Origin of the sequence: Micromonospora sp. NPDC050187 (genome assembly GCF_044459745.1) — a bacterium.
Lineage (GTDB): Bacteria > Actinomycetota > Actinomycetes > Mycobacteriales > Micromonosporaceae > Micromonospora.
The window spans coordinates 26,666-50,504 of record NZ_JBITJH010000033.1; the positions used below are offsets into that span (position 1 = coordinate 26,666).

Annotated in this window: 28 protein-coding genes and 2 pseudogenes; 11 read left to right on the forward strand and 19 right to left on the reverse strand. The window is 73.8% G+C overall.

Annotated elements, in window-relative coordinates; translation table 11 throughout:
* Positions 1–32: 32 nt before the first annotated feature.
* Genes glp through ACIBJE_RS29580 form a run of 3 tightly spaced genes read right to left on the reverse strand, consistent with a single transcriptional unit; the run spans position 33 to position 4,498 of the window.
* Positions 33–1,349 (reverse strand): gephyrin-like molybdotransferase Glp, encoded by a 1,317-nt coding sequence (gene glp, locus ACIBJE_RS29570; protein ID WP_396753562.1) that lies wholly within the window; start codon positions 1,347–1,349, stop codon positions 33–35.
* On the reverse strand, positions 1,346–2,308 hold the full coding sequence (locus tag ACIBJE_RS29575) for a UTP--glucose-1-phosphate uridylyltransferase (RefSeq protein ID WP_396753563.1): 963 nt from the start codon (positions 2,306–2,308) through the stop codon (positions 1,346–1,348). Before ACIBJE_RS29575 ends, glp begins: the two co-directional genes overlap by 4 nt.
* A 9-nt stretch (positions 2,309–2,317) precedes the next feature.
* Positions 2,318–4,498: a diguanylate cyclase gene (locus ACIBJE_RS29580; RefSeq protein ID WP_396753564.1), complete on the reverse strand. Its 2,181-nt coding sequence runs from the start codon at positions 4,496–4,498 to the stop codon at positions 2,318–2,320.
* 83 nt (positions 4,499–4,581) lie between these two features.
* Between ACIBJE_RS29580 and ACIBJE_RS29585 the strand changes: the two genes are divergently transcribed.
* The 3 genes from ACIBJE_RS29585 (at position 4,582) to ACIBJE_RS29595 (ending at position 6,446) form a co-directional block, all read left to right on the forward strand.
* Positions 4,582–5,199: a 5-formyltetrahydrofolate cyclo-ligase gene (locus ACIBJE_RS29585; RefSeq protein ID WP_396753565.1), complete on the forward strand. Its 618-nt coding sequence runs from the start codon at positions 4,582–4,584 to the stop codon at positions 5,197–5,199.
* A 72-nt stretch (positions 5,200–5,271) separates the two neighbouring features.
* Positions 5,272–5,673 carry an FmdB family zinc ribbon protein gene (locus tag ACIBJE_RS29590; protein ID WP_396753566.1) on the forward strand — a complete coding sequence of 134 codons (402 nt, stop codon included), beginning with the start codon at positions 5,272–5,274 and terminating at the stop codon, positions 5,671–5,673.
* A 212-nt stretch (positions 5,674–5,885) separates the two neighbouring features.
* Positions 5,886–6,446 carry a flagellar biosynthesis protein FlgA gene (locus tag ACIBJE_RS29595; RefSeq protein ID WP_396753567.1) on the forward strand — a complete coding sequence of 187 codons (561 nt, stop codon included), beginning with the start codon at positions 5,886–5,888 and terminating at the stop codon, positions 6,444–6,446.
* A gap of 18 nt (positions 6,447–6,464) precedes the next feature.
* On the opposite strand, the gene ACIBJE_RS29600 is transcribed toward ACIBJE_RS29595, so the two are convergent.
* Positions 6,465–6,644 (reverse strand): hypothetical protein, encoded by a 180-nt coding sequence (locus ACIBJE_RS29600; protein WP_396753568.1) that lies wholly within the window; start codon positions 6,642–6,644, stop codon positions 6,465–6,467.
* Between the two features lie 116 nt (positions 6,645–6,760).
* On the opposite strand from ACIBJE_RS29600, the gene ACIBJE_RS29605 reads away from it, so the two are divergent.
* Complete coding sequence (locus tag ACIBJE_RS29605) at positions 6,761–7,081, forward strand: hypothetical protein (RefSeq protein ID WP_396753569.1); 321 nt, start codon at positions 6,761–6,763, stop codon at positions 7,079–7,081.
* A gap of 142 nt (positions 7,082–7,223) precedes the next feature.
* Here the strand turns inward: ACIBJE_RS29605 and ACIBJE_RS29610 are convergent, their stop codons facing one another.
* The gene (locus tag ACIBJE_RS29610; protein ID WP_396753570.1) at positions 7,224–7,706 is read right to left on the reverse strand and encodes a DUF2231 domain-containing protein; all 483 of its coding nucleotides are present in this window, start codon (positions 7,704–7,706) and stop codon (positions 7,224–7,226) included.
* Positions 7,707–7,884: 178 nt separating this feature from the next.
* Here ACIBJE_RS29610 and ACIBJE_RS29615 point away from each other — a divergent pair, with 178 nt between their 5' ends.
* Together ACIBJE_RS29615 and ACIBJE_RS29620 are read left to right on the forward strand one after the other, a co-directional pair.
* Positions 7,885–8,313, forward strand: a complete 429-nt coding sequence (locus ACIBJE_RS29615) for a Fur family transcriptional regulator (RefSeq protein ID WP_396753571.1) — start codon at positions 7,885–7,887, stop codon at positions 8,311–8,313.
* A gap of 45 nt (positions 8,314–8,358) precedes the next feature.
* On the forward strand, positions 8,359–9,222 hold the full coding sequence (locus tag ACIBJE_RS29620; protein WP_396753572.1) for an oxygenase MpaB family protein: 864 nt from the start codon (positions 8,359–8,361) through the stop codon (positions 9,220–9,222).
* 58 nt (positions 9,223–9,280) lie between these two features.
* On the opposite strand, the gene ACIBJE_RS29625 is transcribed toward ACIBJE_RS29620, so the two are convergent.
* The 11 genes and pseudogenes from ACIBJE_RS29625 to ACIBJE_RS29675 form a co-directional block, all read right to left on the reverse strand.
* The gene (locus ACIBJE_RS29625) at positions 9,281–10,120 is read right to left on the reverse strand and encodes a RecB family exonuclease (RefSeq protein ID WP_396753585.1); all 840 of its coding nucleotides are present in this window, start codon (positions 10,118–10,120) and stop codon (positions 9,281–9,283) included.
* 142 nt (positions 10,121–10,262) lie between these two features.
* Positions 10,263–10,877 (reverse strand): MarC family protein, encoded by a 615-nt coding sequence (locus ACIBJE_RS29630; protein ID WP_358050222.1) that lies wholly within the window; start codon positions 10,875–10,877, stop codon positions 10,263–10,265.
* Between the two features lie 40 nt (positions 10,878–10,917).
* Positions 10,918–11,799 carry a PHP domain-containing protein gene (locus ACIBJE_RS29635; RefSeq protein ID WP_396753573.1) on the reverse strand — a complete coding sequence of 294 codons (882 nt, stop codon included), beginning with the start codon at positions 11,797–11,799 and terminating at the stop codon, positions 10,918–10,920.
* A 38-nt stretch (positions 11,800–11,837) separates the two neighbouring features.
* Positions 11,838–13,082, reverse strand: a complete 1,245-nt coding sequence (locus ACIBJE_RS29640) for a hypothetical protein (protein ID WP_396753574.1) — start codon at positions 13,080–13,082, stop codon at positions 11,838–11,840.
* On the reverse strand, positions 13,079–13,816 hold the full coding sequence (locus ACIBJE_RS29645; RefSeq protein WP_396753575.1) for a SigE family RNA polymerase sigma factor: 738 nt from the start codon (positions 13,814–13,816) through the stop codon (positions 13,079–13,081). Before ACIBJE_RS29645 ends, ACIBJE_RS29640 begins: the two co-directional genes overlap by 4 nt.
* Before the next feature lie 97 nt (positions 13,817–13,913).
* Positions 13,914–14,792, reverse strand: a complete 879-nt coding sequence (locus ACIBJE_RS29650) for a PH domain-containing protein (RefSeq protein WP_396753576.1) — start codon at positions 14,790–14,792, stop codon at positions 13,914–13,916.
* A 6-nt stretch (positions 14,793–14,798) separates the two neighbouring features.
* Positions 14,799–14,957 carry a hypothetical protein gene (locus ACIBJE_RS29655; protein WP_170107933.1) on the reverse strand — a complete coding sequence of 53 codons (159 nt, stop codon included), beginning with the start codon at positions 14,955–14,957 and terminating at the stop codon, positions 14,799–14,801.
* A gap of 132 nt (positions 14,958–15,089) precedes the next feature.
* Positions 15,090–15,773, reverse strand: a complete 684-nt coding sequence (locus tag ACIBJE_RS29660; RefSeq protein WP_396753577.1) for a DUF6758 family protein — start codon at positions 15,771–15,773, stop codon at positions 15,090–15,092.
* 109 nt (positions 15,774–15,882) lie between these two features.
* Positions 15,883–16,506, reverse strand: a complete 624-nt coding sequence (locus tag ACIBJE_RS29665) for a TrmH family RNA methyltransferase (RefSeq protein WP_396753578.1) — start codon at positions 16,504–16,506, stop codon at positions 15,883–15,885.
* Positions 16,507–16,538: 32 nt separating this feature from the next.
* Complete coding sequence (locus tag ACIBJE_RS29670; protein WP_396753579.1) at positions 16,539–17,087, reverse strand: hypothetical protein; 549 nt, start codon at positions 17,085–17,087, stop codon at positions 16,539–16,541.
* A gap of 92 nt (positions 17,088–17,179) precedes the next feature.
* Positions 17,180–17,603 (reverse strand): annotated as a pseudogene (locus ACIBJE_RS29675) (MaoC family dehydratase).
* 495 nt (positions 17,604–18,098) lie between these two features.
* Here ACIBJE_RS29675 and trxA point away from each other — a divergent pair.
* The 3 genes from trxA to ACIBJE_RS29690 all read left to right on the forward strand — a co-directional run bounded on the left by trxA (position 18,099) and on the right by ACIBJE_RS29690 (position 20,341).
* Complete coding sequence (gene trxA / locus ACIBJE_RS29680) at positions 18,099–18,461, forward strand: thioredoxin (RefSeq protein ID WP_285792248.1); 363 nt, start codon at positions 18,099–18,101, stop codon at positions 18,459–18,461.
* 368 nt (positions 18,462–18,829) lie between these two features.
* Entirely contained in the window at positions 18,830–19,234 is a 405-nt protein-coding gene (locus tag ACIBJE_RS29685) for a CoA-binding protein (RefSeq protein WP_088980826.1), read from the forward strand.
* A 732-nt stretch (positions 19,235–19,966) separates the two neighbouring features.
* Positions 19,967–20,341 carry a DUF4190 domain-containing protein gene (locus tag ACIBJE_RS29690; protein ID WP_396753580.1) on the forward strand — a complete coding sequence of 125 codons (375 nt, stop codon included), beginning with the start codon at positions 19,967–19,969 and terminating at the stop codon, positions 20,339–20,341.
* Between the two features lie 2 nt (positions 20,342–20,343).
* Here ACIBJE_RS29690 and ACIBJE_RS29695 read toward each other — a convergent pair whose 3' ends face one another.
* Positions 20,344–21,246 carry an SDR family NAD(P)-dependent oxidoreductase gene (locus tag ACIBJE_RS29695; protein WP_396753581.1) on the reverse strand — a complete coding sequence of 301 codons (903 nt, stop codon included), beginning with the start codon at positions 21,244–21,246 and terminating at the stop codon, positions 20,344–20,346.
* A 122-nt stretch (positions 21,247–21,368) separates the two neighbouring features.
* Here ACIBJE_RS29695 and ACIBJE_RS29700 point away from each other — a divergent pair, with 122 nt between their 5' ends.
* Positions 21,369–21,908 carry a DUF4190 domain-containing protein gene (locus tag ACIBJE_RS29700; RefSeq protein WP_396753582.1) on the forward strand — a complete coding sequence of 180 codons (540 nt, stop codon included), beginning with the start codon at positions 21,369–21,371 and terminating at the stop codon, positions 21,906–21,908.
* Between the two features lie 49 nt (positions 21,909–21,957).
* On the opposite strand, the pseudogene ACIBJE_RS29705 reads toward ACIBJE_RS29700, so the two are convergent.
* Positions 21,958–22,698, reverse strand: a pseudogene (locus ACIBJE_RS29705) (HpcH/HpaI aldolase/citrate lyase family protein).
* Between the two features lie 122 nt (positions 22,699–22,820).
* On the opposite strand from ACIBJE_RS29705, the gene ACIBJE_RS29710 reads away from it, so the two are divergent.
* Positions 22,821–23,642, forward strand: a complete 822-nt coding sequence (locus tag ACIBJE_RS29710; RefSeq protein ID WP_396753586.1) for an SDR family NAD(P)-dependent oxidoreductase — start codon at positions 22,821–22,823, stop codon at positions 23,640–23,642.
* Positions 23,643–23,726: 84 nt separating this feature from the next.
* On the opposite strand, the gene ACIBJE_RS29715 is transcribed toward ACIBJE_RS29710, so the two are convergent.
* The coding region (locus ACIBJE_RS29715) for a hypothetical protein (RefSeq protein WP_396753587.1) at positions 23,727–23,839 on the reverse strand (113 nt) is incomplete at its 5' end.

Consider the following 23,839-nt stretch of genomic DNA (forward strand, 5'->3'; position numbering starts at 1 on the left):
CACGGCCACTTCCGAAGACCCACCGTCCACGCTCACCGGCGACGGTCCAGCAGCAGCACGTCCACCGTGGAGCCGGCCGCGGCGGTGGTGACCCGCTCGCCGAGCACCATCAGGCCGTTCGCCTCGGCCAGTCCGGAGAGGGTGAACGGGCCGCCCGGCAGCGGCTGGACGGTGTAGCCGCCGCCGCGCCGCTCGGCCACGTGCGCGGGGCGGAACTCCCGCAGCCCGCCGGGGGACGTGATGGTCTCCAGCAGGTGGGCGCGGACGCTCGGCCGGAACACCGGTTCCGCCCCGGCGAGCAGGTTGATCGCGGGACGGGCCAGCACCTCGAAGCCGATCATCGCGGAACCGGGCTCTCCGGGCAGACAGACCACCGGCACCTCCTCGGCCCCGACCGTACCGAATCCGAGGGCCGTGCCGGGATAAAGGGCGACCTCGGTGAAGGTGACCGGTCCGGCCCGGCCGCCCTCCCGGCGGGTGAGGATCCGGCGGACCATGTCGCCCGGCCCGGTGCCGGTGCCGCCGGTGGTGATGATCAGATCGGCCCGCAGCGTCTGGTCCTCCAGCAGGCCGCGCAGCGCCTCCGGGTCGTCGTCGCAGATACCCACCCGGTACGCCAGCGCGCCCACCTCGGCGGCGGCGGCGGTCAGCGCGTGCGAGTTGGCGTCCACCACCTGCCCCGGCTGGCTGCCCCGGCCCACGTCGACCAGCTCGTCGCCGGTGGCCACGATGACCACCCGGGGGCTCGGCCGCACCACCACGTGCCCGAGGCCGGTGGCGGCGAGGACCGCGACCAGGGCCGGGGAGACGTACGTGCCGGCGCGCGCGAGCAGCGTGCCGGCGGGCAGTTCCTCACCGGCCCGGCGGACCCCGTACCCGCGCTTGGGGACGCGGAAGATCTCGACGGCGGCCATGCCCTGGTCGGTCCACTCCACCGGCACCACCACGTCCGCGCCGGACGGCAGCGGCGCGCCGGCCGCCACCGAGAAGCACGAACCCGGGGTGAGCCGGACCGGCCGCCAACTGGCCGCGCCGAGGTCACCGACCACGTTCAGCCGGACCGTACGGCCGCTCGGCGATCCGGCGCGCCCCGGGGCGTACCCGACGCCCCGGCCCGCACCGGATCCGATGTCCTCCCAGCGGGCCGCGTACCCGTCGACCGCAGCCTGGTCGAAGGCCGGGTACGAGTGCGGCGCGACGACGTCCTCGGCGAGGACGTTGCCGTACGCCTGGGTGAGGTCGAGGTCGAGCGGAGGCAGCGCGCGTAACCTGCGCAGCACGCTGCCCAGGTAGTCGGCGAGCGGCGTCAACTCGTTCGCGGCCGCCTCGGCGTCGGCCGTCGCGGTCATGTACTAGGACCGCCCGACGCGTCGGAGGCCACGAACTCCCCCAGCCACTTGCGGAACTCGTCGCCCAGGTCCTCCCGTTCGCAGGCGATCTGCACGACGGTCTGGAGGTAGCCCAGGGGCATGCCGGTGTCGTAGCGGGTGCCCCGGTAGACGATGGCGTGCACCGGTGTGCCCTCGCTTCGCAGCAGCTCCATCGCGTCGGTGAGCTGGATCTCCCCGCCGCTGCCCGGCCCGGTCCGGCGGATCGCGTCGAAGATCGTGCCGGGCAGGACGTACCGGCCGAGGACGGCGAGGTTGCTCGGGGCCTCCTCCGGCTTCGGCTTCTCCACCATTCCGGTGACCCGGACGACCTCGCCGATGTCGGTCAGCTCCGCCTCGGCCGGCTCCACCGAGGCGATGCCGTACCGCTTGGTCTCGGCCGGATCGACCTCGAAGAAGGCGAGCACGATGCCGCCGGTGCGGGCCTGGAGCTCCAACATGGCCGGCAGCAGCGGCTCGGACGGCTTGACGAACTCGTCGCCGAGGAGCACCGCGAAGGGCTGGTCGCCGACGTGGGACTCGGCGTACCCGACGGCGTGGCCGAGGCCGAGCTGCTCGGGCTGCCGGCAGGTGTAGATCTCGGCCAGCTCGCTCGGGCGGCGGACGGCGGCCAGCCGCTCGGCGTCGCCCTTCTCCTCCAGCCGCGTCTCCAGGTCGGGGCGGCGGTCGAAGTGGTCGACCATCGAGGTCTTGCCCCGGCCGGTGATCAGCAGGACGTCGCCGATCCCGGCTGCGGTGGCCTCCTCGACGATGTACTGCAACACCGGCCGGTCGACCACCGGCAGCAGCTCCTTGGGCACCGCCTTCGTCGCAGGCAGGAAGCGGGTGGCCAGACCGGCGGCCGGGATGACGGCCTTGACCGCCCTCCGGCGGCCGGTCGAGGTGGGCGCCGTTGAAGGATTCGCTGGTTGCTCCGACATGTCGCGAGACTATCGGCCACGGCTCTGCCGTGGCGGGTGTGGCCCGGAAGACGCGCCGCCGTCGGCGGCGTGACGCGCGCCTCCACCGGCACCGGCGCGGGGCATCCCGTCCTCCGGCGGGACCGCCGCCGCCCGGACCGTGATCTCCTCGGCGGTGGGGCGGACCGGCACCGGGGCGACCCGGTAGGTGTCCCGGCCGGCCGCCTTCGCCGCGTACAGGGCGTCGTCGGCGGCGTCGAGCACCTGCTGCGCGGTGCTGCCGTGGTCGGGGTAGACGGCGATGCCCACCGACACGGTCACCGCGATCCGCACCGGCGCGGCCGCCGGCACGCCCGAGTGCGACTCGGCCTCGAACGGACCGTCCCGGACCACCGCCCCCAGCCGTTCCGCCACGATCGCCGCACCCCGGGCGTCGGTCTCCGGCAGCAGCAGCACGAACTCCTCGCCGCCCTGCCGGAAGGCGAGGTCCACCTCACGGATCTCGCCGCGCACCCGGCGGGCGAACTCGACCAGCACGGCGTCGCCGACGGCGTGCCCGTACGTGTCGTTGACCTTCTTGAACAGGTCCAGGTCCAGGGCGAGGACGCTGAGCATCCGGCCGAAGCGGCTGGCCCGTTCCACCTCCCGGCGGATCGACTCGCGCAGGTAGCGGTAGTTCCAGAGCCCGGTAAGCGGGTCGGTCAGCGAGAGCCGTTGCGCCTCCTCGTGCACCCGGACGTTCTCCACTGCCACCGCCGCGTGCCCGGCGAACGTCCGCAGGGTCACCAGGTCGTGGTCGTCGAACCCGTCCGCGCCGAGCCGGTCGTAGAGGACCAGCACGCCGAGCGTGCCGGGAGCGGCCTCGCCGGGGGGAGCGGACCGCCAGGGGACGTCGGCCGTCGCACCGGGAGCGGCGAAGGGCACCGCCACGTACGTCCGGCCGTCCGCCCCGCCGGGCGGCCCGTCGCCCGGTTCGACCCGCCCCCGCCGGGGCTCGCCGGTGGCCGCCACCGTCCCCACGACGCCACTGCCGACCGGCACCCGCAGGGCGGCCGGCTCCGGGACGTCGTCGCCGTCCGGACCGGTCGCGCACCGCCCGACGAGGACGCCGTCCTCCTCCACGAGCAGCACCGTGCCGGTCCGCGCGCCGGTCGCCGCGATCGCGCTGTGCAGGATGACCCGGAGGATGCGGTCCAGGTCGTGGGTGCTGGCGAGGGTGTCGCCGAGCACCGCGAGGTGGCCGCGCATCTGGTCCCGGCTCCTGGTCAGGGCGGCCACGTAGGACTGGGTCTCCCGGGTCATCCGGTTGAACGTGCCGGCCAGCCGGCCGATCTCGTCGGAGCTGCGCACCGGCACCCGGGCGGTCAGGTCGCCCCGGGCGACCCGCTCGACGGCGTGGGCCAGCTCGGCCAGCGGCCGGGTGGTCACCCGGGCCAGCCGCGCGGCGGCGAGCACGGCGAGGAGCCCGGCGAGCAGCACCGCGGCGACCAGGGCGGCGTGCAGGCCCGGTGACTGGTCGCCGGGAACGGAGAGGAGCAGGGGCAGCGGCTGGCCGGGGGCCGGTCCGGCGCGGCGGACGTACCGCCCGTCCCCGGTGCCGGTGATTCGGTCGTCGCCGACCGGGGCGGCGGCGGCCAGCACCTCGTCGCGTGCCCCGCTCGCCTCGGTGGTCTGCCCGATGCCGGCGTCGCCGGTGAGAAGGGTGACCTCGACCCCGGTGACCGCGGCGAGCCGGGCCACGAATCCGGGGTCGACGAGCTGGGCGGCGGCGACCCGGCCCAGCACGGCCCCGGCGCGGTCGCGCAGCTCCACCTCGGCGGTGAGCGCCCGGACCGGGCCGTCGAGCCGGCGGGTGCCTGCGCAGTCCAGCCAGGGACGCTCCGGCGCGCCGGGCGTGGTGTAGGCGGTGCGCCCGGCCACGTCGGTTACCAGGACGGCGGCGGCGAGTCCCCGGCCGACCACCTGGGTGGCGGCGCCGGCCCGGCCGACCGGGTCCGCGCCGCTGAGCGCGACCGCGTCGGCGGCGGCACGCAGTTGCTGGCAGAGGGCGTCGACGGAGGTCCGGACGGCCCCGACGGCCAGTTCGAGCCGTTCGGCGGAGCGCCGCTGGTCGACCGTGGCCAGGGTGGTGCCGACGAAGAACGCCCCGAGCAGGACCGGACCGAGCACCACCGTGAGGAAGGCTGCGGTCAACCGTCCGCGTAGCGTCACTCTTCCCCCTGGAAGTCCCACGCCCGATGCTGCGATGCTGACACAGCGGCACCGTTGGATGAGCGTTGCGTCAGGAGTGTTGCGTGACGGATTTTTCTGATGAAGCGGAAGCGACCCCCGGGACGAAGCGGCAGACCCGCGCTGACCTGCTCGCGCGCCGCCGGGCCCTGGGCGTCGCCGAGCGCGCCACCGCCGCGACCGCCGTCGGGGTCGCGCTGGTCGATCTGGTACGCCGGCTGCGCCCGCGCCGGATCACCGGGTACGTGCCGGTGGGCTCCGAGCCGGGCGGCGACCTGCCGGAGGTGCTGCGCGCGGCGCTTCCCCCGGGGGCGGAGCTGCTGCTGCCGGTGCTCCGCGACGACCTGGACCTGGACTGGGCCGGGTACACCGGCCCGGGCGGCCTGGTCGCGGCGGGCCGGGGGATGCGGGAGCCGGCCGGTCCCCGGCTGGGGCGGGCGGCGGTGGCCGGCGCGGAGCTGGTGGTCGTGCCGGCGCTGGCGGTGGACCGGCGCGGGATCCGCCTCGGCCGGGGCGGCGGATCGTACGACCGGGCGCTGGCCCGGGTGTCCGCCGGGACTCCGACGGTCGCCCTGCTGCACGACGGTGAGCTGGTCGACCGGCTGCCCGCCGAGCCGCACGACCGGCCGGTCCGGGCGGTGGTCACGCCGACCGGCGGGTTGCGGGAGTTGACCACGGCTTGACCACACCGGCTGGACGAACCCGGGTCGGATGACGCACCATTGGCACTCGAATAGGTCGAGTGCCAACAGGCCGTGCCAGATCCGGAGGAGAACGTGCCCACGTACCAGTACGCCTGCACCGCGTGCGGCCACCAGCTCGAGGCGGTGCAGTCCTTCTCTGACGAGCCGCTCACCGAGTGCCCGGCGTGTGCGGGTCGGCTGCGCAAGCTGTTCAACTCGGTCGGCATCGTCTTCAAGGGCTCCGGCTTCTACCGCACCGACTCGCGCTCCTCGGGTGCGGACTCGCTGACCGGTGGCAAGGCGGGCAAGTCCGACTCGTCGTCGAACGGGTCGTCCGGCGGCGACTCCGGCTCCTCGTCGTCCTCGTCGTCGTCCTCTTCGACGGCCGGCGGCAACGGCTCCGGCGGCTCGTCGGGCAGTTCCTCGGGCGGCTCGTCGGCGACCAAGGCCCCCGCCGCCAGCTCCTCCTCCTGACCGTCCCCGCAGCGGTGGCCCTGCCATAGCAGATCCACTCCGCCGCCGGGCGTCATCCACAGGCACGCGGGTCGTCCACAGGCGGCCCGCGTCGCCGTTTCCCACCGCCTAGCCTGCTGACCCGACGCGTTTCCGCGCGTCGATCCGGCGTCGACCGGGGCCAGGGCCAACGGACCGCCCCGACGCCGTCACCACGGGTGAGGGAGGCGGGCATGGGCTTCGGCCGTACGGTCGGCGAACGGTCACTACGTCCGGTCCGGTGGCGGGGCCGGCCCGGTGCGGGCCCGCTGCTGCGGGCGGGGCTCGTCGCCACGCTCCTCGGTCTGGCCGCCACCGTCCTGTACGCCCCGCCCGGCTGCGGTCCGGCCCCCGGTGCGGCTCCCGCCGGGACGGCCTCCGCCCCGGCCGGTCCCGCCCCGGCCTCCTCCGCACCGACCGGCCCGCCACCGGCGGCGGCCGACGGAGGGGCCGGTGACCGGGCCGGTGGGGCGCTTCCGCTGCCCGGCGGCACGGTCGGGGTGCCGGTGCGCCTGGCCGAGCCGGCCGCCCTCGCCGTCGTCCGGCCGGGAAGCCGCGTGGACCTGCTGGCGCTGCCCGCCGCCGGTCCGGCCACGACCGTCCTGCTCGCCTCCCGGGCACTGGTCCTCGACGTGGTCGGCGCGGGTGACCTGGACGGCTCGTCCGCGCTCTACCTGGCGCTCGCGCCGCCGCAGGCGGAACGGGTGGTCGGGCAACCGGAGGGCAGCCGGTTCGCGGTCATCGTGCGCGGCTGACCGCAGCCCGCCCGGGTGTCAGTCCCAGTGCGGCGGGCGCTCGGCGAGCAACCGGTCGTCGTTGTCGCCGCTTGACTCACCCCAGCCCCGGTCGGTGTCGTCGGTGGTCTGCTCGGGAAGCACCACGAAGTCGTCGCCCAGGTCGACGACGCGGTCGTCGTCGCCGGGCGTGTGCGGCAGCCGATCCTCCGTGCTCACGAGCAAAGAGCGTAGCCGAGCGCGGATCGGCCCGGTGCCGGGCGGGCGACCGCCACGGTCGTCTGCGCGAGCCGCGTCCCGGTGCCGCGTGCCGGCTCCCGGTAGCGTCGGACGGCGTGACGACGCCCCAAGGTTCCGAGGACGACTACTGGCGTCGGCCGCCGGACGGCGAGCCCACGCCACCACCGCCCCCGCCGCCGGCCACCCCGCCGGCCGGCGGTTACGCCGGTCCCCCGCCCACCACCGCGCCCCCGCCGGGTTGGCGTCCCCCGCTGCACCTGCAAGCTCCGCCGCCGCGCCGGCTCCCGTCGCAGGACGCGGACGCGCTGGACGCCGCCGAGCAGCGGGCCCAACGGGTCACCCAGGTGGTGGGAGCGGTGGCCGGGGTGGTGCTGCTGGGGGTGATCTGCCTGATCTGCTCGCGGGTGCTGTTCTGAGCGGCACCCGGCGCGACAGGTCCAACCCGACCGTGCCCGGTGCGACAGGTCGAGCCCGGCCGCGCCCGTTGCGACAGGTCGAGCCCGCGCCGGTCCGGGTGCGACCGGTCGAGCCCGGGGCCGGCCCGGACGCCGACTCCGGTCAGACCACGCCGTCCCAGACCGCCCGGGCGCCCGTCTCGCCGGTCAGGTAGACGTAGATCGTCGCGAGCACGGCCAGGCCGACCACCACGACCGTCAGCACCACCGGCAGCCAGGACGGCAGCGCGCGGGCACGGGCCCGGCCGCTCGTCGCCAGCAGCAACGCGATCGCCGCGACGGCCAGCGCCACGGTGGTCCAGAGCAGCCGGTCGCCGTACGCGGCATGAGTCTCGACCTGGGAGAGGATCTCCGGCGGGTAACCGCCGTCCCGGAGCACCCGCTCGAACGCCTCGCCGGACTCGGTCGCCACCCAGGCGACCACGGGCGTCACCACGGCCAGCGCCGCCACCGCCCAGCCGAGGCGGTCACGCCACCGGGGCAGCGCCCCGTAGGCGACGGCCAGCAGCGCCAGCAACGGCACGAACACCACGACGGCGTGCACGACCAAGACGTGTCCCGGCAACCCAGCGACCTTCTCGAACACCCGCCACCTCCGATGGTTCCGCGCCCCGCCAGCGTACGTCGCACCCGGGTCCCGCCCGAACACACGCACTCCGGCCGGATCCGGTTCAGCGCCACCGGTAATGACCTGGGCTGTGGCCGGGGCCACGTGTCCCTGGAGGCCGGTCGTCGCCCCCCGGGCGGCGTGCTGTGATGGATCCATGTCCCGTGCCGAGGAGCTGCTCAGGTCGAAGGGCCTGCGGGTCACCCGACCCCGGCTCGCCGTCCTGGACGTCCTCGCCGCCGGCGGGCACCTCGAGGTCGAGGAGGTCACCCGGCGGGTCCGCGAGCGGCTGGACTCGGTCTCCACCCAGGCGGTCTACGACGTCCTCGGCGCGCTCTCCCGGGCCGGTCTGTCCCGCCGGATCGAGCCGGCCGGCAGTCCCGCCCGGTTCGAGGCACGGGCCGGGGACAACCACCACCACGTGGTCTGCCGGGGCTGCGGCGAGATCGCCGACATCGACTGCGCCGTGGGCAGCGCCCCCTGCCTCGATCCGAACACCGCCCACGGCTTCGAGGTCGACGAGGCCGAGGTGACCTTCTGGGGGCTCTGCCCCGCCTGCCAGGCCCGCCGCCGCGCCGACGTCTGACCCGCAGGGGGCGCGACACGTCCCCGGGCGTGGCACTCTTGATCGGTGGAATCCGATGACCTCGGCCTCTTCGGTCCCGCCTCGGTGACCTGGAAGGTGCACGAGGAACCCGTCCTGCTCGTGGCCGGCCTGCGGGCGCTCTACCTCCAGGCCCTGCACCCCCGGGCGATGGCCGGGGTGGCGCAGAACAGCAACTACCGCCGCGACGCGTGGGGACGGCTGCTGCGCACCTCCACCTACGTGGCGACCACGATCTACGGCACCACCGCCGAGGCGGAGGCGGCCGGCCGCCGGCTGCGGGCCCTGCACGCCCGGCTCCGGGCGGTCGACCCGGTCACCGGGGAGCGGTTCCGGGTCGACGAGCCGGACCTGCTCCGCTGGGTGCACGTCACCGAGGTCGAGTCGTTCGTCACCACCGCCCGACGGGGCGGGCTGCCGTTGACCGACGCCGAGGTGGACGGCTACTACACCGAGCAGCGCCGCGCGGCGGCCCTGGTCGGGCTGGACCCGGACACCGTCCCCGGCACCGCCGCCGAGGTGGCGGGGTACTACCGGCGGATCCGCCCGGAGCTGCGGATGACCCGGGAGGCGGCGGAGACCGCGCTGTTCCTCACCGCCCCGCCGCTGCCCGGGAGGTTCAGCCTGCCGGTACGGCTCGGCCTCACCCTCGGTCCGCCCCGCTGGGCCTACTTCGGCGTCGCCGGTACGGCGCTGGGTCTGCTGCCCGGCTGGGCCCGACGGCTCTACGGCGGTCTCGGACTGCCCACCACCGCCCTCTCCGCCGAGGTGGGCCTGCGGGGGTTGCGCCTGGCACTGGCCGCCGTGCCGCAGCGCTACCGCGAGGGCCCGATCCAGCAGGCCGCCAAGGCCCGCGCCGCCCGGCTCGCCGCCCCGGCCCTGCCGCGCTGAGGAACCCGGTGACGCCCGCGTCCCGTCGGGCTGGTCTCCGGGAGCGGCTTCCGCCAGGTCAGTCCCCGGGGGCGGCCTCGGTGAGACGTTCCACGGCGGACCACGGCTCCCGACCGGGGACCCGTGCCCCGTCCGGGCAGGTCCGCCGGTAGTCGCACCAGCCGCAGTGCGTGCCGGGGAGGGTGGGGAACGCCTCGTCGGGCTCGGTCCCGTCGGCGACGGCCCGCTCGGCGGCCATGATGTCCCGCGCGGTGTCCTCGGCCCGGCCGACCTGTCGGGCCAGGGACTCGGGGGTGTGGTCGTGCGCGGCGACCGTGCCGGTCGGCAGGTGGTGCAGCTCGACCCGGTGGCACGGCCGGCGGAACACCCGCTCGGCGGCGTACGCGTAGAGGGCCAGCGCCTGGGAGCCCCGGGCGTCGTCGGGGTCCTGCCCGGCGCGGCCGGTCTTGTAGTCGACGATGACCAGCTCGGGGCCGTCCGGGCCGGGACGGGAGTCGATCCGGTCGGCGCGGCCGTTGAGCGCCAGCACGGCGGTCTTCGCCGCCACCGTCCGTTCCACCCCGACCGGCTCGTCGGCGGGGTCGAGGGTGTCGACGTACGCCTCCAGCCAGGACAGCGCCCGGCGGTAGGCGGTCCGTTCCTGCTCGTCGTCGCGGTAGCCGTCGCGGACCCAGGTGCCCTTGAGTAGGGCGGCCAGCGCCTCCGGGCGACGCCGGTCGGCGGGCAGCGCATACCAGTTCTTCAGGGCGGTGTGCACGCTCGCGCCGAGGGAGTTGTGCGCCCACGGCGGCCCCTTCGGCGGGGCAGGACGGTCGACGTAGGAGTAGCGGTAGCGCCGGGGGCAGTCGGCGTACGCCCCGAGTTTGCTCGGTGTGCAGACGAAGAGCCGCTCCGGCATGCCGGCGAAGCCGAGCTGCTCGGGCTCACCGGCACGGGGGCGGGGGGCACGGCCTCCGGCGGCGCGGCCGGGCCGGTCGGCTGGGGAACGTCGCACCCCGCGATCCTGCCATCCCGGTACGACAGTCGGGTAACCCGGCGAGTCAGGCCAGATTGGCGTACTGCGTCACGAACGCGGCGATCGCGTCCGCGATGAGCTGGACGGCGATCGCGGCCAGCAGCAGACCGGCGATCCGGGTGAGCACCTCGATCCCGCCGGGGCGGAGCACCTTGACGATCCCGCCGGAGAAGCGGAGCACGATCCAGACGGTGATCATCACCGCGACGATGGCCGCCGCGATGGCGCTGACGTCGGAGGCGCCCTCCGCCTGCTGCACGAAGAGCATCGTCGCGACGATGGCACCCGGGCCGGCCAGCAGCGGGGTGCCCAGCGGCACGAGGGCGATGTTCGAGGTGGACTGCTGGCTGGGGTCGTCCGCCTTGCCGGTGAGCAGTTCCAGAGCGACCAGCACCAGCAGCAGCCCACCGGCGGCCTGGAGGGCCGGCAGGTCCACGTGCAGGTAGTCGAGGAGGGTCTGCCCGGCCACCGCGAAGACCACGATCACGCCGAGGGCCAGCGCCACCGCCTGCCAGGCCGCCCGGTTGCGGTCCCGCGCCGACATCGGGCCGGTGAGCGCGAGGAAGATCGGCATCATGCCCGGCGGGTCGGTGATGACCAGCAGGGTCACGAAGACCTCTCCGAACAGCTTGGCGTCCATTCGATCACCGTAGCGACGCCCCGGGCGGGCCGCAGAGGGGTCAGTCCGAAACGACCGGGCCCACCCCGCCGGCCTGCGCGACGATCCGCTCGTACGCCTGCGGGCCGGTGGTGTGGGCGCCGAGCCGGACGGTCTTGTGCGTGCCGTGGAAGTCCGACGAGCCGGTCACGATCAGCCCGAGCCGGTCGGCGAGGGCCCGGACGTGCTCCCGTTCGGCCGGCGAGTGGTCCTCGTGGTCGGCCTCCAGACCGGCCAGGCCCGCCTCGGCCAGCTCGACGATCAGCTCGTCCGGCACGATCCGGCCCCGCCGGCTGGCCCGGGGGTGGGCGAAGACCGGCACGCCGCCGGCCGCCCGGACCAGCTCCACCGCCCGGAAGACGTCGATGTCGTCCTTGGGGACCCGGTACCGCCAGCCCAGCCACTGCGGGCCGAACGCCTCGGTGGTGGTCGCCACCAGCCCGGCCCGGATCAGTGCCGCCGCGATGTGCGGGCGGCCGATCGAGCCGCCGGCCGCGGCCGTGTGGATCTCCGTCCAGTCCAGCTCTACCCCGTCGGCCCGCAGCAGCTCGACGATGCGCTGCCCACGGATCTCGCGGGCGGCCCGGACCCGGGCCAGCTCGGCGGCGAGCGCCGGGGAGTCCGGATCGAAGAGGTACGCGAGCAGGTGCAGCGACACGCCCGGGCGCACGCCGTTCCAGAGGCAGGAGATCTCCGCGCCCCGGACGAGCGTGAGTCCCGACGGCAGGGCCCGCAGTGCGGGCTCCCACCCGGCGGTGGTGTCGTGATCGGTGATCGCCACCACGTCGAGTCCGGCGTCGGCGGCGGCCCGCACCAGCTCGGCCGGGGTCAGCGTGCCGTCGCTGGCCGTGGAGTGGGTGTGCAGGTCGATCCGGGGCGGGGCGGACGAGGGTCGCGGGGTCACGGTCCGGACGCTACCGGCTGCGGTGCGGCGGGCGGCGGTCAGCGGGCCGCTGCGGTGACCAGCGCGGGGCGCTGGCCCGCCGGCAGTCCCGGCACCAGCGCCGCCGTAACCCGCACCGGGTTCCGGTCGAGCTCGAACCGCACCAGCGTCCCGTCGACCGCCGGGTAGGCGACCTCGGCCTCCGGCCAGGCCGCCGGGCCGGCCACCGCCGGCCCCACGGGACGGGCCACCGGCTGGGTGCCGAAGGCCTTGGCGAGGTCGACCAGCAGGGCGGTGGCGTCGGCGGACCGGCTGCCCGTGGCGGCGTTCACCAGCAGCCACCGCCCGTCCGGGGAGACCGACCCCGGCCCGTCCCCGATCGCGGGCACCGCGCAGCCGGTGGCCGAGACGGCCAGGGCGCGGGCCGGGTCGAGCAGGGCCAGGCACGGCCGGGGCGACGCGGTGACCCGGGCGACCAGCCGTCCGTCCGGCAGTTGGCCGTAGACGTCGAGGACGGAGCGGTCCGCGCCGGCCTGGAAGGGGCTGCCGTCGGCCCGCCAGAGGGCGAAGCCGGCCCGGTCCGGGCGCACCCGGACCAGGATGTCGTCACCGACGAAACCGACCGGCGCGGCCGACTCGGGGGCCGGGGTCCGCAGCCCCGGGAGCAGCAGTTGACCGTTGACGATCGACGCGACGAGGAGTTCGGTCCCGTCCCGCCAGGCGAGACGCCGGCCGGTCGGGTCCACGGCCACCGCGTCCGCCCCGGCGAGCAGCACCCGCGAGGTGCCGTTGCCCGCCAACGCCCAGACCGTCCGCCCGGCCGCCCCGGGGGTGCCGACGAACAGCCAGCCCTCCCCGGTGCGCAGCCCCCGCTCGACCGGACCGATCCCACCGAGGTCCGTTCCCTGGCCGTCGACGACCAGGGTGGAGCCGGCGACCAGCGACAGCCCCGCGAAGACCGGCCCGTCGAGGCGCACCGCTGGCACGGTCGACGTGGCGGGTGGCCCGGTCGGGTCGCCGAGCACCACGGTCGGGCTGGTGTACCGCGCGGTGTCGGTGTCCAGCTGCGCCATGCCGGTGCTGACCGCCACGGTCGCGACGGCGGCCAGGGCCACCCCGGTCAGGGTCCGTCGCCGTTGCAGTCGCTCGGCACGGCGTACCGCCTGACCGGCCGGGTCGACGGCGAGCGGCCGGGGCGCACTGACCTGCCGGGCCAGGGTCTCCCGCAACGCCTGCTCCAGGTCCTCCCGCGCCACACGGAATGGACGCTGCGGACCGCCGTGCGGGTTGTCGGGGCGGTTCACCGGTGTTCCCCGGTCGACGCGGGAAGCCGGGTGGCGAGCACCGGCGGCCGGGCCGGCGCGGGGACCGGCCGGGACTCGACGCCGGGATCCGCGCCGGCCCCGGTGCCGGCGGCGGGTCGCGGTGCCACCGGCCGTACCGGGGTACGCGGCACCGCGCGGGCCCGTGCCGCCGAGGCGGGCGGCCCGGCGGGTGCCCCGGTGTCGTCCGGGGTGGCCGCCCGGGCGGACAGGTCGAGAGCTTCCTCGGTGCCGAGCCGGCGGCGCAGCGTGTTCAGGGCCCGCGAGGTCTGGCTCTTCACCGTGCCGACGGAGATGCCGAGCAGTGCCGCCGTCTGCGCCTCGGAGAGGTCCTCGTAGTAGCGCAGCACCAGCACCGCCCGCTGCCGGACCGGCAGGGCACGCAGGTGCCGCCAGAGCAGGTCCCGGTCGAGCTGCTGCTCGATCTCGTCGGTGGCGGCCCGTTCGGGGAGCACCTCGGTGGGGCGTTCACCGTGCCAGCGGCGTCGCCACCAGCTCGTCGAGGTGTTCACCAGCACCCGCCGGGCGTACGGCTCCACGGCGTCGATCCCGCCGTTGCGCTTCCAGGCCAGGTAGGTCTTGGTCAGCGCGGTCTGGAGCAGGTCCTCGGCGGTGGCCCAGTCCCCGGCGAGCAGGTAGGCGGTACGCAGCAGGGCACCGGAACGGGCCGCGACGAACTCGCGGAACTCCTCCTCGAGGCTGTCCCTGTCGGTCACCGCTCACCTCCCGCCCCTGTAGGTGGCAGGCTGCCATGCCCGGAGAGCCGGGTCGACGGCAAATAGGTGCGTGTTCCTCCGATGTTCGGACGAAAACCTACGCCCCGTCGTCCGCCTTCGCCTCGTCGGCCTCCTTGCCCAACCGCGCCTCGACCGCCTGCGGTTCGTACATCTCCTCGACGACGCGCAGGTAGAGCTCGTTCGGGTTGGGCAGGTTCTTGATCTCGCGGAGTGCCTGGTCCTGGCCGGCGGACTCCAGCACGAAGGTGCCGTAGTTGAGAGCCCGGCCGGTCGGGGTCTGCTCGTACTTCATGTCGGTGACCCGGGCCAGCGGCATCATCGCGACCTTACGGGTGATGATCCCGTTGACCACCATGACCCGCTTGTTGGTCAGGATGAAGCGGTCGTACCACCAGTCCGCGACCTTCCACGCGACCCAGCCCATGACCGCGAACCAGAGCAGCACGGCGATGGTGGTCAGCGGGCCGATGTTCCGGTTGGCGAGCGCGCCGGAGAGGTAGCCGAGGACGAAGGTCGCGGCCACCCCGATCAGGATCGGCGTGGTGAGGTGGATCCAGTGCCGTTTCCACTCACCGCGGTACCGCTCGGTGGGGAAGAGGTAACGGGCCACCAGCGAGCTGGGCTCGTCCTCCAGGGGCAGCACCCGGCGCGGCGCCGAGCCGGCGGCGTCCGCCCGGAGACCGGCCAGCTCGTCGTCGGAGAAGACCGGCGGCTGGTACTCGGCCTCCGGATCGCGGACCCAGGTGCGGCCCGAGCGGGCGTCGTCCGGATAGGGCGGCCCGTCGACCGGGTAGCCGAGGTCGTCCGGATAGGAGGAGCGCTCGCCGCGCTCCGGGCCGTAGCCCGGCGGCGGGTCGTCGTCCGCGCGATACCGGGGGATGGGCTCCGTGTCGCGCTCCCGGCGCTCCCGGTCGGGATCGTCGGGGTCGGGGGGCAGGCCGGAGGGGCTTCCCATCGCTGGCTAGGCGAAGAGGTTGGTGAAGAAGTCGCCGAAGCCCTGCGCAATGTCCATGATGCCCCCGCCGAGCGACTTGAAGACGTCAGCGGCGGAGTTTGGCTGGAACGCGATGAAGAAAATCAAGAACGCGACTCCGGCCCAGGTGAGGACCTTCTTGACCATGACGGGCCCATCCTCTCGCGCGGTGCCGGGTCCCATACCGCAGCGGCACCCAGAGTATCAGTCAGGTGTCGTACGGTGAATACTGCGTCAGTTCTCCGGCATTCCGGGAGACTTGTCAAGCCTCACTGCTTGTCAAGCCTTCCCGTGCAGGTACGGAGAGGGCGCACCGTACACGAGCTCGGGCGGAGTCCACTCGGTCAGGTCGTGGAGGACGACGTCTTCCGCGAGGAGGTAACCCGCGCTCGCCGGCCAGGCTATCGCATGGAGCCACATTCCCCGAGCCTCTCCGGCGTACGCGCTTCGATCTGTCGAGGAATCGACAAGCCACAGTGGAGTGGGATGGCCCCCCACCCGGATCTTCGCGGTGGCGACGTGCCCGGGGTGCCCCGGGCCGGGATCGGCCAGCGCCTCGGTCAGCCGGGGTCCCGGATCCGGACCGGGTGTGCCGGCGAGTCGGGTGCCGAGCCCCACGCCGGGCTCCTCGGCGACGAAGACCACGTCGGCGGGGCCACCACCGAGCGGGGCGGGACCGGCGCAGGCGACCACGGTGGCGCGGACCCCGGTGCGGTCGTCGCCGGCCCAGCCGACCCCGGTCACGGTCCAGCCGGGCGGCAGCGGCCACGGGGACCAGAGCGGGACCGCCGGGGCCTCCCCGGCCGGACCGGCCATGATCCGTTCCACCACGCTCGACACGATCTCCGGGCCGATGTGCTCCGGGACGTGCAGCGGGGGGACGGGCCCGCAGGCCAGACAACGCGACTCGGTGTGCATCAGGTCCGGCCCCCGTACCGGTCCGCCACACCGCGGACAGCTCACCGAAACACTCATATCCACACGGTCACCCCGGATCGTCACCCCGTCAAGCGGAGCGGCCTTTTCGGTCACGTCCGGCCCGTCACCTGGTAACGGACGGAGAAAGCACAGGTCAGGCCGGGGGCGGGCCGGCGTGCTCCCGGATCCAGGCGTGCATGGCGACGCCGCTGGCCACCCCGGCGTTGATCGACCGGGTCGAGCCGTACTGGGCGATCGAGAAGAGCTGGTCGCAGGCGGCGCGGGCCGCCTCGGAGAGGCCGGGTCCCTCCTGGCCGAAGAGCAGCACGCAGCGCCGGGGCAGCGTGGTGGTCTCCAGCGGACAGGACCCCGGCAGGTTGTCGATGCCGACGACGGGCAGGTCCCGCCCGGCCGCCCAGGCGACGAACTCCTCGATCGTCTCGTGGTGGCGGACGTGCTGGTAGCGGTCGGTGACCATGGCGCCGCGCCGGTTCCAGCGCCGCCGCCCGACGATGTGCACCTCGGCGGCGAGGAAGGCGTTGGCGTTGCGCACCACGGTGCCGATGTTGAAGTCGTGCTGCCAGTTCTCGATCGCCACGTGGAAGTCGTGCCGGCGGCGGTCCAGATCCTCGACCACGGCCTCCCGCCGCCAGTAGCGGTACCGGTCGACCACGTTGCGCCGGTCGCCCTCGGCGAGCAGCTCCGGGTCGTAGCGGGGGTCGTCGGGTGGATCCCCGGGCCACGGTCCCACGCCGACGTCGAGCTGGTCACCGGTCACGCTGGCACAGCGTACGGTGCCCGCCCGTCGCCTCAGCGCAGACCCAACGCCACTCCCAGCCGGTCCAGGAGACGCTGGTCGACCGGGCCGAGCGGGCACCCGCCGGGGTCCGCCCGGCAGACCCGGGCCGCGATCGACTGCACCCACTGCCGGTACACCGCCGAGTCGGCCGGGTCGGCCCGACGGCGGAGCACCCGGGTGGCCGCCCGGCAGTCGGCGAGCAGTTCCACCGGGTCGGTCGGGGCGGATCCACGGCGGCGACGCCCCCAACCGGCCCGAGCGGGAGGGGTGGGTTCGTCGTGCCGGGCGTAGATGGTGGCGACCACCGCGCGCACCAGGTCGCTGTCGAAGGCCCGTCCGGCGGCCACCGCCTCCAGGCCCGCGAGCCCGGCGGCGACGCCACGGTTCGGTCGGCCGGCGGCCGGGGCGGCGGCCACGGCCACGACCCGACCGGGCAGTCCGGTGAGCAGGTCCCACTCGGCGGCGGAGTAGACGGCGGTGGTCAGCGGTGCGGCGCGACGGCCGGCGGCGGGCGGCTCTCCGGCGAGGGAGTGGCTCATGGGAACCTCCGGCGCCAGCATATGCCGGCCACCGGGCGACCGGACGCCGGACCTCCCCGTTACGGCGCGAACCCGGCGCCCGGCCCGGGTCAGCGGGGCTCGGGGAAGCTGGGTCACTCCGGGTCGACGCCCTCCGGGACGGCTGCCAGCGCGTACTCCCGCTTGGGGATCATCACCCGGCGGCGGAAGACGCAGACCAGGGCGTCGTCCTGCTTGTAGCCCCGGGTCTCCACCGAGACCACACCCCGGTCGGGCCGGGACGTCGACTCACGCTTGTCGAGCACGGTGGTCTCGCCGTAGATGGTGTCGCCGTGGAAGGTGGGAGCGACGTGCCGCAGTGACTCGACCTCGAGGTTGGCGATGCGTTCCGCCCGAACTGGCTCGCGGTCTCCGCGTAGTGCGCGTCCGTGTGCAGCGGGTGTGGTTCATGGTGAGCAGGCAGAAGAGGTGGTCGTCGTACTCGGTGACGGTCTTGCCGGGCCAGTGCCGGTACACCGCGCCGACCGCGAACTCCTCGTAGTAGCGACCGAACCACATCCCGGCCCCTTAGGTGAGGGCGACGACGTTCGGCACAGCATGCCTTATCGATGGTTAAGGCAGCTCCGAAGGGGTCCGGACGCAATGAGCGGCGGGGCCCTCCCCGGCACCCGCCGCCCACGCTCTGATGGGAAAGATTCTGCCCCACGAGATGTAACACAGGACAGAGACGCAAGTCACATTTACCCTTTCGTTACAGTGCGGAGAGTGACGGAGATCCACTGATGGAGCGATCACCGCAGCTGGGATCCCCCCTTGTCAAGGGGGCGTCGATCGCACGACGAGCGACACGGCCGTCGATTTTCATGGAAACGCTCCCATTACGGCTTGTCACGCAAGTGCAGGCTGCAAGTGCAGATGGCACACGACGTGTTAACAGACGTACTTCGATCCCCCTGATGAGCTGCGGAGTTTCGGGGCCGCACTCGCGGGAATTCGGAGTGACCCCATCGGGTTCCACCTGGCGTACGTAATCCGCGCTGATCGGAGACTGGAATGGCAACCGTTGAGCTGACCACGGCGAACTTCGACGAGGTGACCGGACAGGACGGCATCGTCCTGGTCGACTTCTGGGCGGAGTGGTGCGGCCCGTGCAAGCGGTTCGCCCCGGTCTACGAGCGCGCCTCCGAGAAGCACCCGGACATCGTCTTCGGCAAGGTCGACACCGAGGCGCAGCAGGCCCTGGGCGCACAGTTCGACATCCGGTCGATCCCGACGATCATGGCGATCCGCGACGGGGTGATCGTCTTCGCTCAGCCCGGCGCGCTCCCCGAGTCGGCCCTGGAGAACCTGATCGAGCAGGTCCAGGCGCTCGACATGGAGGACGTCCGCAAGAAGCTGGCCGAGCACCAGCACTGAGACAGTTTCACACGGCTCCGGCCGGAGCCATCGGGTCCGGCCGGAGCCGCGCTCGCTCGGCACACATCCCGCGCCGACATTGGGACGGGCCCGCCGAGCCCGGCAACGCGGATCACCGCGTCATGGTTGGTGTCGGCGGGGCCGAAGCAGAGTTGGTAGAACTGTCCGCTGACGCGGAGATCCGCTGGTTGCGGGGTACGGCGAGGACGTAGCCGACCGCTGCTGCTGCAAGCAGGTGCGGAACTTCGGGTCCTGGCCATATGCCGCGTCGGCAGTGGCCCGCCGCGCTGGCAGCCCCGGCGGCGACGGCCCGGTCGAGCATGCCGCACCTTGGCGGCCGGGCGGGCCGGCAGAGTTAGAGTCGACGGGTGCGTACCGCCCAGCAGATCCTCGCCGACGCCGCCGTGATCGCCGTCGTGGGCGCGTCCCGCGATCCCCGCAAGGCCGCGCACAGTGTGCCGGCCCAAATGCAGCGGTACGGCTGGCGGATCATCCCGGTCAACCCGACCGCCGACGAGCTGTTCGGCGAGCCGGTGTACCGGTCCCTGGCCGACATCCCGCACCCGGTGGACCTGGTGGACGTCTTCCGTCCTGCCGAGGACGCCGTCGAGGTGGTCCGCGAGGCGGTCGCGATCGGCGCGCCGGCGGTCTGGTTGCAGCTCGGGATCGTCTCGCCCGAGGCCCGTCGGATCGCCGAGGAGGCGGGCATCGACTACGTCGAGGACCGGTGTCTGATCGTCGAGCGGGCCGCCGCCGGTCTCACCCGCCGCTGAACCACATCTACGCGAGAGGCGGCACCGACGCGTCCGACCTTTGGGCCACCGGAGCCGAACCCGGCCTGTAGCGGGACATGGCCTGCCGGCCCTTTGGAGTTGCCCCGTCCATCGGACCACGCAGCCGGGTGGTGCCCGGCCCCGCATGCGGCGGGACATGGCCTGCCGGGCCCTTTGAAGCTGCCCCGTCCATCGGACCACGCAAGCCGGGTGGTCCCTCCGCCCGGGGTGCCACGCCCCTCGGTGCAGTCACCCGGATGGAGCTCCGTCCGGGCGGACCTGCCCCACCTGGGTCCGACCGTCCGCCGCTGACGCCCGGACCTGCACCGGAACGGAGGTGGCCCTGTCGACCGGTGCGAGGGCAGGGTGCCCCGTCTGTGCGGGCAACTCGACAGTGTCCGGTTAGGAACATCACCGGGCCGCGCCCCAGCCAGCAGGTGAGGGCGGATCAGAGCCCGTACTCGCGGAGCAGCCCCCGGGAGATGATGGTCTTCTGGATCTCCGAGGATCGACCGCTGCACGTCGGTCAGGCCGGCTGTCTGGGCGAGTCGGACCATCTCCGCCTGCGGAATCCACGGCCTACCGAGCGGTGACTGAAGGTTCGGTCAGCATCTGCCCGGCATGCGGCCGGGCCAAGGCGACCGGTCCACACATCCCTGTGAAAAGCTCCACCGCTACTGTTAGCGTCCGGCAAAGAAGACGTTCCGCCAACGGGCGGCGAGGAGGGAAGTCGTGAGTTACCCGCCACCGTCCGGTCCGGGTTGGGGCGAGCAGCCGCACAAGGGCGGCCAGCCGCACTGGGGCGAGCAGTTGCCGTACACGCCGCCGCCCGGGTACGGGCAGTACGGCCCACCGCAGCCCGGCAGCGGAAGCATGAACGTGATGGCCATCCTCTCGCTGGTCTTCGCGTTCGTGTTCGCCCCGGTCGGCATCGTCCTCGGGCACATGGCCCGCCGGCAGGTCCGACAGACCCACGAGGACGGCGCCCAGCTCGCCCTCTGGGGCCTGATCCTCAGCTACGTCTTCACCGGGCTCTATCTGCTGTTCTGCTGCGGGTGGCTCGGCCTGGTGGTGTGGGCCGGGACGAACAGCGGCACCACCACCTGACGTCAGCGGAACTGCGCCTCCCGGACGCTGTTCCCACCGTCCACCACGAGCATCTGCCCGGTGATGTACGAGGCGGCCGGTGAGCAGAGGAAGACGATCGCGGCGGCCACCTCGTCGGGCGTACCGGGCCGGCCGACCGGGGTGCCGAGGCCGTGTCTGATCTCCGCCACGGTCGACGCCGCGGTGTGGATGGTCCCCGGGGCGACCGCGTTGACCGTCACCCCGTCGGCGATCATCTCCATCGCCAGTGCCCGGGTCAGTCCGACCACCCCCGCCTTGGCCGCCGAGTACGCCGCCTCGGTCGGCAGGGCGTTGACCGCCCCGGCGGTGGCCGCGAGGTTCACGATCCGCCCCCAGCCGCGCTCGGCCATCCCCCCGATGAACGCCCGGCTGCACAGGAACGCGGTGTTCAGGTTCCGGTCGATCTCCGTACGCCACTCGTCGTAGGTCAGCTGCGCCACCGGACGGAGCACCTCCGGGCTGGCCCGGCTGGCCAGACCCGCGTTGTTGACCAGCACCTCGACCTCGCCGAGCTGCTCGGCGACGGCGTCGGCCAGCGCGCCGACCTCGGCCTCGTCGGTGAGGTCGGCGACGAATCCGGTGGCCCCGAGCTCACTGGCCCGCTCGTGGATCCGCCGGGTCGTGGAGACGACGGCGACCCGGGCACCGAGATCGGTGAGCCGACGGGCCGTGGCGTACCCGATGCCGTCCGGACTGCCGGCGCCGGTCACCAGCGCCACCCGCCCGTCCAGTCGCATGGTCACCGGCTCGGGCAGGGGCACCGGCTCGTCCTGGTCGGTCAGTGCCGCCGCGAGGGGGGCACGGCTCCGTCGGGCCGCCCCCGGGCGGCTCACGTCCCGACGGGATCGGCCGGAACGGTCCGCGGCACGCGCGTCAATCGCCATGCCGCGATCCTGCCCGCTCGGCAGGGTCCGGGCAACGCGGCACCCGGTAACGCGATGTTCCGCTTTCGCCCCGGGTGACTACCCTGACGGCGCAGCCAGGACACGACGGAGAAGAAGACCTGATGACATATCCCCCGCCCTCGCAGTGGCAGGACCCGGCCCGGTCGGACCCCTCCTCCGCCCCGCCGGTCGACCCGACCCGGTCGATGACCGACCCGCCCGTACCGGCGCAGTCGACCGGAACCGACCCGTACGCCCCGGCGGAGCCGGTGCCCGGTCAGCCGGTCGCCGACGCGTACGCGGCGCCCGCCTACACCGTGCCGGCGTACCCGGCGGCCGGCTACCCCCCGGCGGGTTACCCGCCTCCCACCGGCTACCCGGCGTACCCGTACCCGCCGATCCGCCAGACCAACAGCCTCGCCCTGGTGTCGCTGATCCTGTCCGTGATGGGGGTCGCCTCCTGTGTCACGGCTCCGATCGGCGCGATCCTCGGTCACGTCGCTCGACGGCAGATCCGGGAACGGGGCGAGGACGGCGACGGTCTGGCGAAGGCCGGGATCATCGTCGGCTGGGTCCTCACCGGCCTCATCGGACTGGCGATCGTGGGCTACATCCTGCTCATCGTCTTCGCGGTGTCCCAGTCGAGCAGCAGCACCTACTGATCGGGGGCGGGTGCCGGCCCGGCGCGTCCGGGCGGCACCCGCCGACCGCTCAGCCGGTCGGCGGGGTGAAGGCGGAGGTCCGGGTCATCCCGGCGGCCCGTCCCTTCGCCGCGATCACCAGCGCCATCTTGCGGGACGCCTCGTCGATCATCTCGTCGCCGAGCATCACCGCGCCGAGCCTGCCCCCGGCCTCCGAGGTGCAGTGCTCGTACGCGTCGAGGATCAGCTCGGCGTGGTCGTAGTAGGCCTGGGCCGGGGAGTAGACCTCGTTCGCGGCGTCGATCTGACCCGGGTGCAGCACCCACTTGCCGTCGAAGCCGAGCGCGGCGGAAGCTTCGCCACCTCGCGGAAACCGTCGACGTCGCGGATCTGGAGGAAGGGCCCGTCAATGGCCTGCCTGCCGTGCATCCGGGCGGCCATCAGGATCCGCATGAGGATGTAGTGGTACGGGTCGCCCGGGTAGTCCGGGATGAGCGGCGTTCTGCACCTTGGGCAGCATGACGCAGTCCAGGTTGGCGCCAGCTCCCTCGACCACGTCGATCACGTCCCGGTACGTCCACGGGGTGGTGAGGTCGTTGACCCGGACCACCCGGGTCTTACCGGCCCAGTCGCCCTCGTTGAGCGCGGCGACGACGTTCTTCCGGGCGTCGGGCTTGGCCAGCGGGGCGACCGCGTCCTCCAGGTCGAGAAAGACCTGGTCGGCCGGGAGCCCCTGCGCCTTGCCGAGCATCTTGACGCCGGAACCCGGCACCGCCAGGCAGGACCGGCGGGCACGCCCAACTGCGGCCATCGACTGCACTCCTAATCCCGTCCGGCGACGACGGCGGACGGGACGACACGGGGGCTCGGCTACGACACGGGGGCTCGGCTACGTCACGGTAACCTCGCGCCATGACGCGGGAGAACGCACCTGTGGAAGATGTCACGCGACGGCGACTGGTGGTGGTGACCGGTGCCAGTTCGGGCATCGGTCTGGCCGCCGCCGTGGCCCTGGCCCGCCGGGGTGACCAGGTGGTACTGGTCGGCCGCGACCCGGCCCGGCTGACCGCCGCCGGGGAACAGGTGCGGGAGGCGGGCGGGGAACAGCCCGAACTGTTCCGGGCCGACTTCGCGGTGCTGGACGACGTGCGCGGGCTGGCCGAGCGGCTCCGCGCCGCGTACGACCGGATCGACGTGCTGGCCCACAACGCCGGTGCCATCGTGTTGCAGCCGGTGACCACCATCGACGGTTTCGAACTCTCCGTCCAGGCGAACCACCTGGCCCCGTTCCTGCTGAGCAACCTGCTCCGGGACCGGATCGGTCGCATGGTGGTGACCGCCTCGGCGGCGCACCGCAGCGGCGCGCTCGATCCGGACGATCTGAACGCCGCCCTGCGCCGGTACCGTCCGATCCGCGCGTACGGCACCAGCAAGCAGGCGAACATCCTGTTCACCGCCGAGGCCGCACGCCGGTGGCCGGAGGTGCCGGCGCACTGCTTCCACCCGGGCATGGTCCGGACCCGCTTCGGCAACGAGAGCCGGCTGGTGGCGTGGGGCATGCGGATGCTGCCGTTCCGGAGCCCGGAGCGGGGCGCGGACACGCTGGTCTGGCTGGCCCACGAGGACCCGGCGCGCCTGGTCGACGGCGGTTACTACGTCGACCGGCGGCCCCGCCGTCCACTGCCGAAGGCCGCCGACCGCCAGCTGGCCGCCCGGCTCTGGGAGACCAGTGCGCGGGCGGTCGGCTGCGGCTGAGGTGGTCGTGGTCGTGCGGTGAGGTGGTTGCAGGGGACCCTTCCTACCGTTTGGTGATGAGGAAGGGCCCCCTGCAACCAGTTGTCAGGTGGTTTCGACGATCATGGCGGCGGCGACGGTGCGGTTGGTGGCTTCGTCGATGATGATGAAGCCGCCGGTGGTGCGGTTGCGGCGGTATTCGTCGGCGAGCAGGGGCA

What these genes read in the sequence shown, in the direction of transcription:
- ACIBJE_RS29615 (WP_396753571.1), top strand. Translation starts at nt 7,885, where the DNA reads ATGTCCCGTGCCGAGGAGCTGCTCAGGTCGAAGGGCCTGCGGGTCACC.
- ACIBJE_RS29595 (WP_396753567.1), top strand. Translation starts at nt 5,886, where the DNA reads ATGGGCTTCGGCCGTACGGTCGGCGAACGGTCACTACGTCCGGTCCGG.
- ACIBJE_RS29700 (WP_396753582.1), top strand. Translation starts at nt 21,369, where the DNA reads ATGACATATCCCCCGCCCTCGCAGTGGCAGGACCCGGCCCGGTCGGAC.
- ACIBJE_RS29670 (WP_396753579.1), bottom strand. Translation starts at nt 17,087, where the DNA reads ATGCTGGCGCCGGAGGTTCCCATGAGCCACTCCCTCGCCGGAGAGCCG.
- ACIBJE_RS29695 (WP_396753581.1), bottom strand. Translation starts at nt 21,246, where the DNA reads ATGGCGATTGACGCGCGTGCCGCGGACCGTTCCGGCCGATCCCGTCGG.
- ACIBJE_RS29655 (WP_170107933.1), bottom strand. Translation starts at nt 14,957, where the DNA reads ATGGTCAAGAAGGTCCTCACCTGGGCCGGAGTCGCGTTCTTGATTTTC.
- ACIBJE_RS29625 (WP_396753585.1), bottom strand. Translation starts at nt 10,120, where the DNA reads ATGCCGGAGCGGCTCTTCGTCTGCACACCGAGCAAACTCGGGGCGTAC.
- trxA (WP_285792248.1), top strand. Translation starts at nt 18,099, where the DNA reads ATGGCAACCGTTGAGCTGACCACGGCGAACTTCGACGAGGTGACCGGA.
- ACIBJE_RS29650 (WP_396753576.1), bottom strand. Translation starts at nt 14,792, where the DNA reads ATGGGAAGCCCCTCCGGCCTGCCCCCCGACCCCGACGATCCCGACCGG.
- ACIBJE_RS29630 (WP_358050222.1), bottom strand. Translation starts at nt 10,877, where the DNA reads ATGGACGCCAAGCTGTTCGGAGAGGTCTTCGTGACCCTGCTGGTCATC.
- glp (WP_396753562.1), bottom strand. Translation starts at nt 1,349, where the DNA reads ATGACCGCGACGGCCGACGCCGAGGCGGCCGCGAACGAGTTGACGCCG.
- ACIBJE_RS29575 (WP_396753563.1), bottom strand. Translation starts at nt 2,308, where the DNA reads ATGTCGGAGCAACCAGCGAATCCTTCAACGGCGCCCACCTCGACCGGC.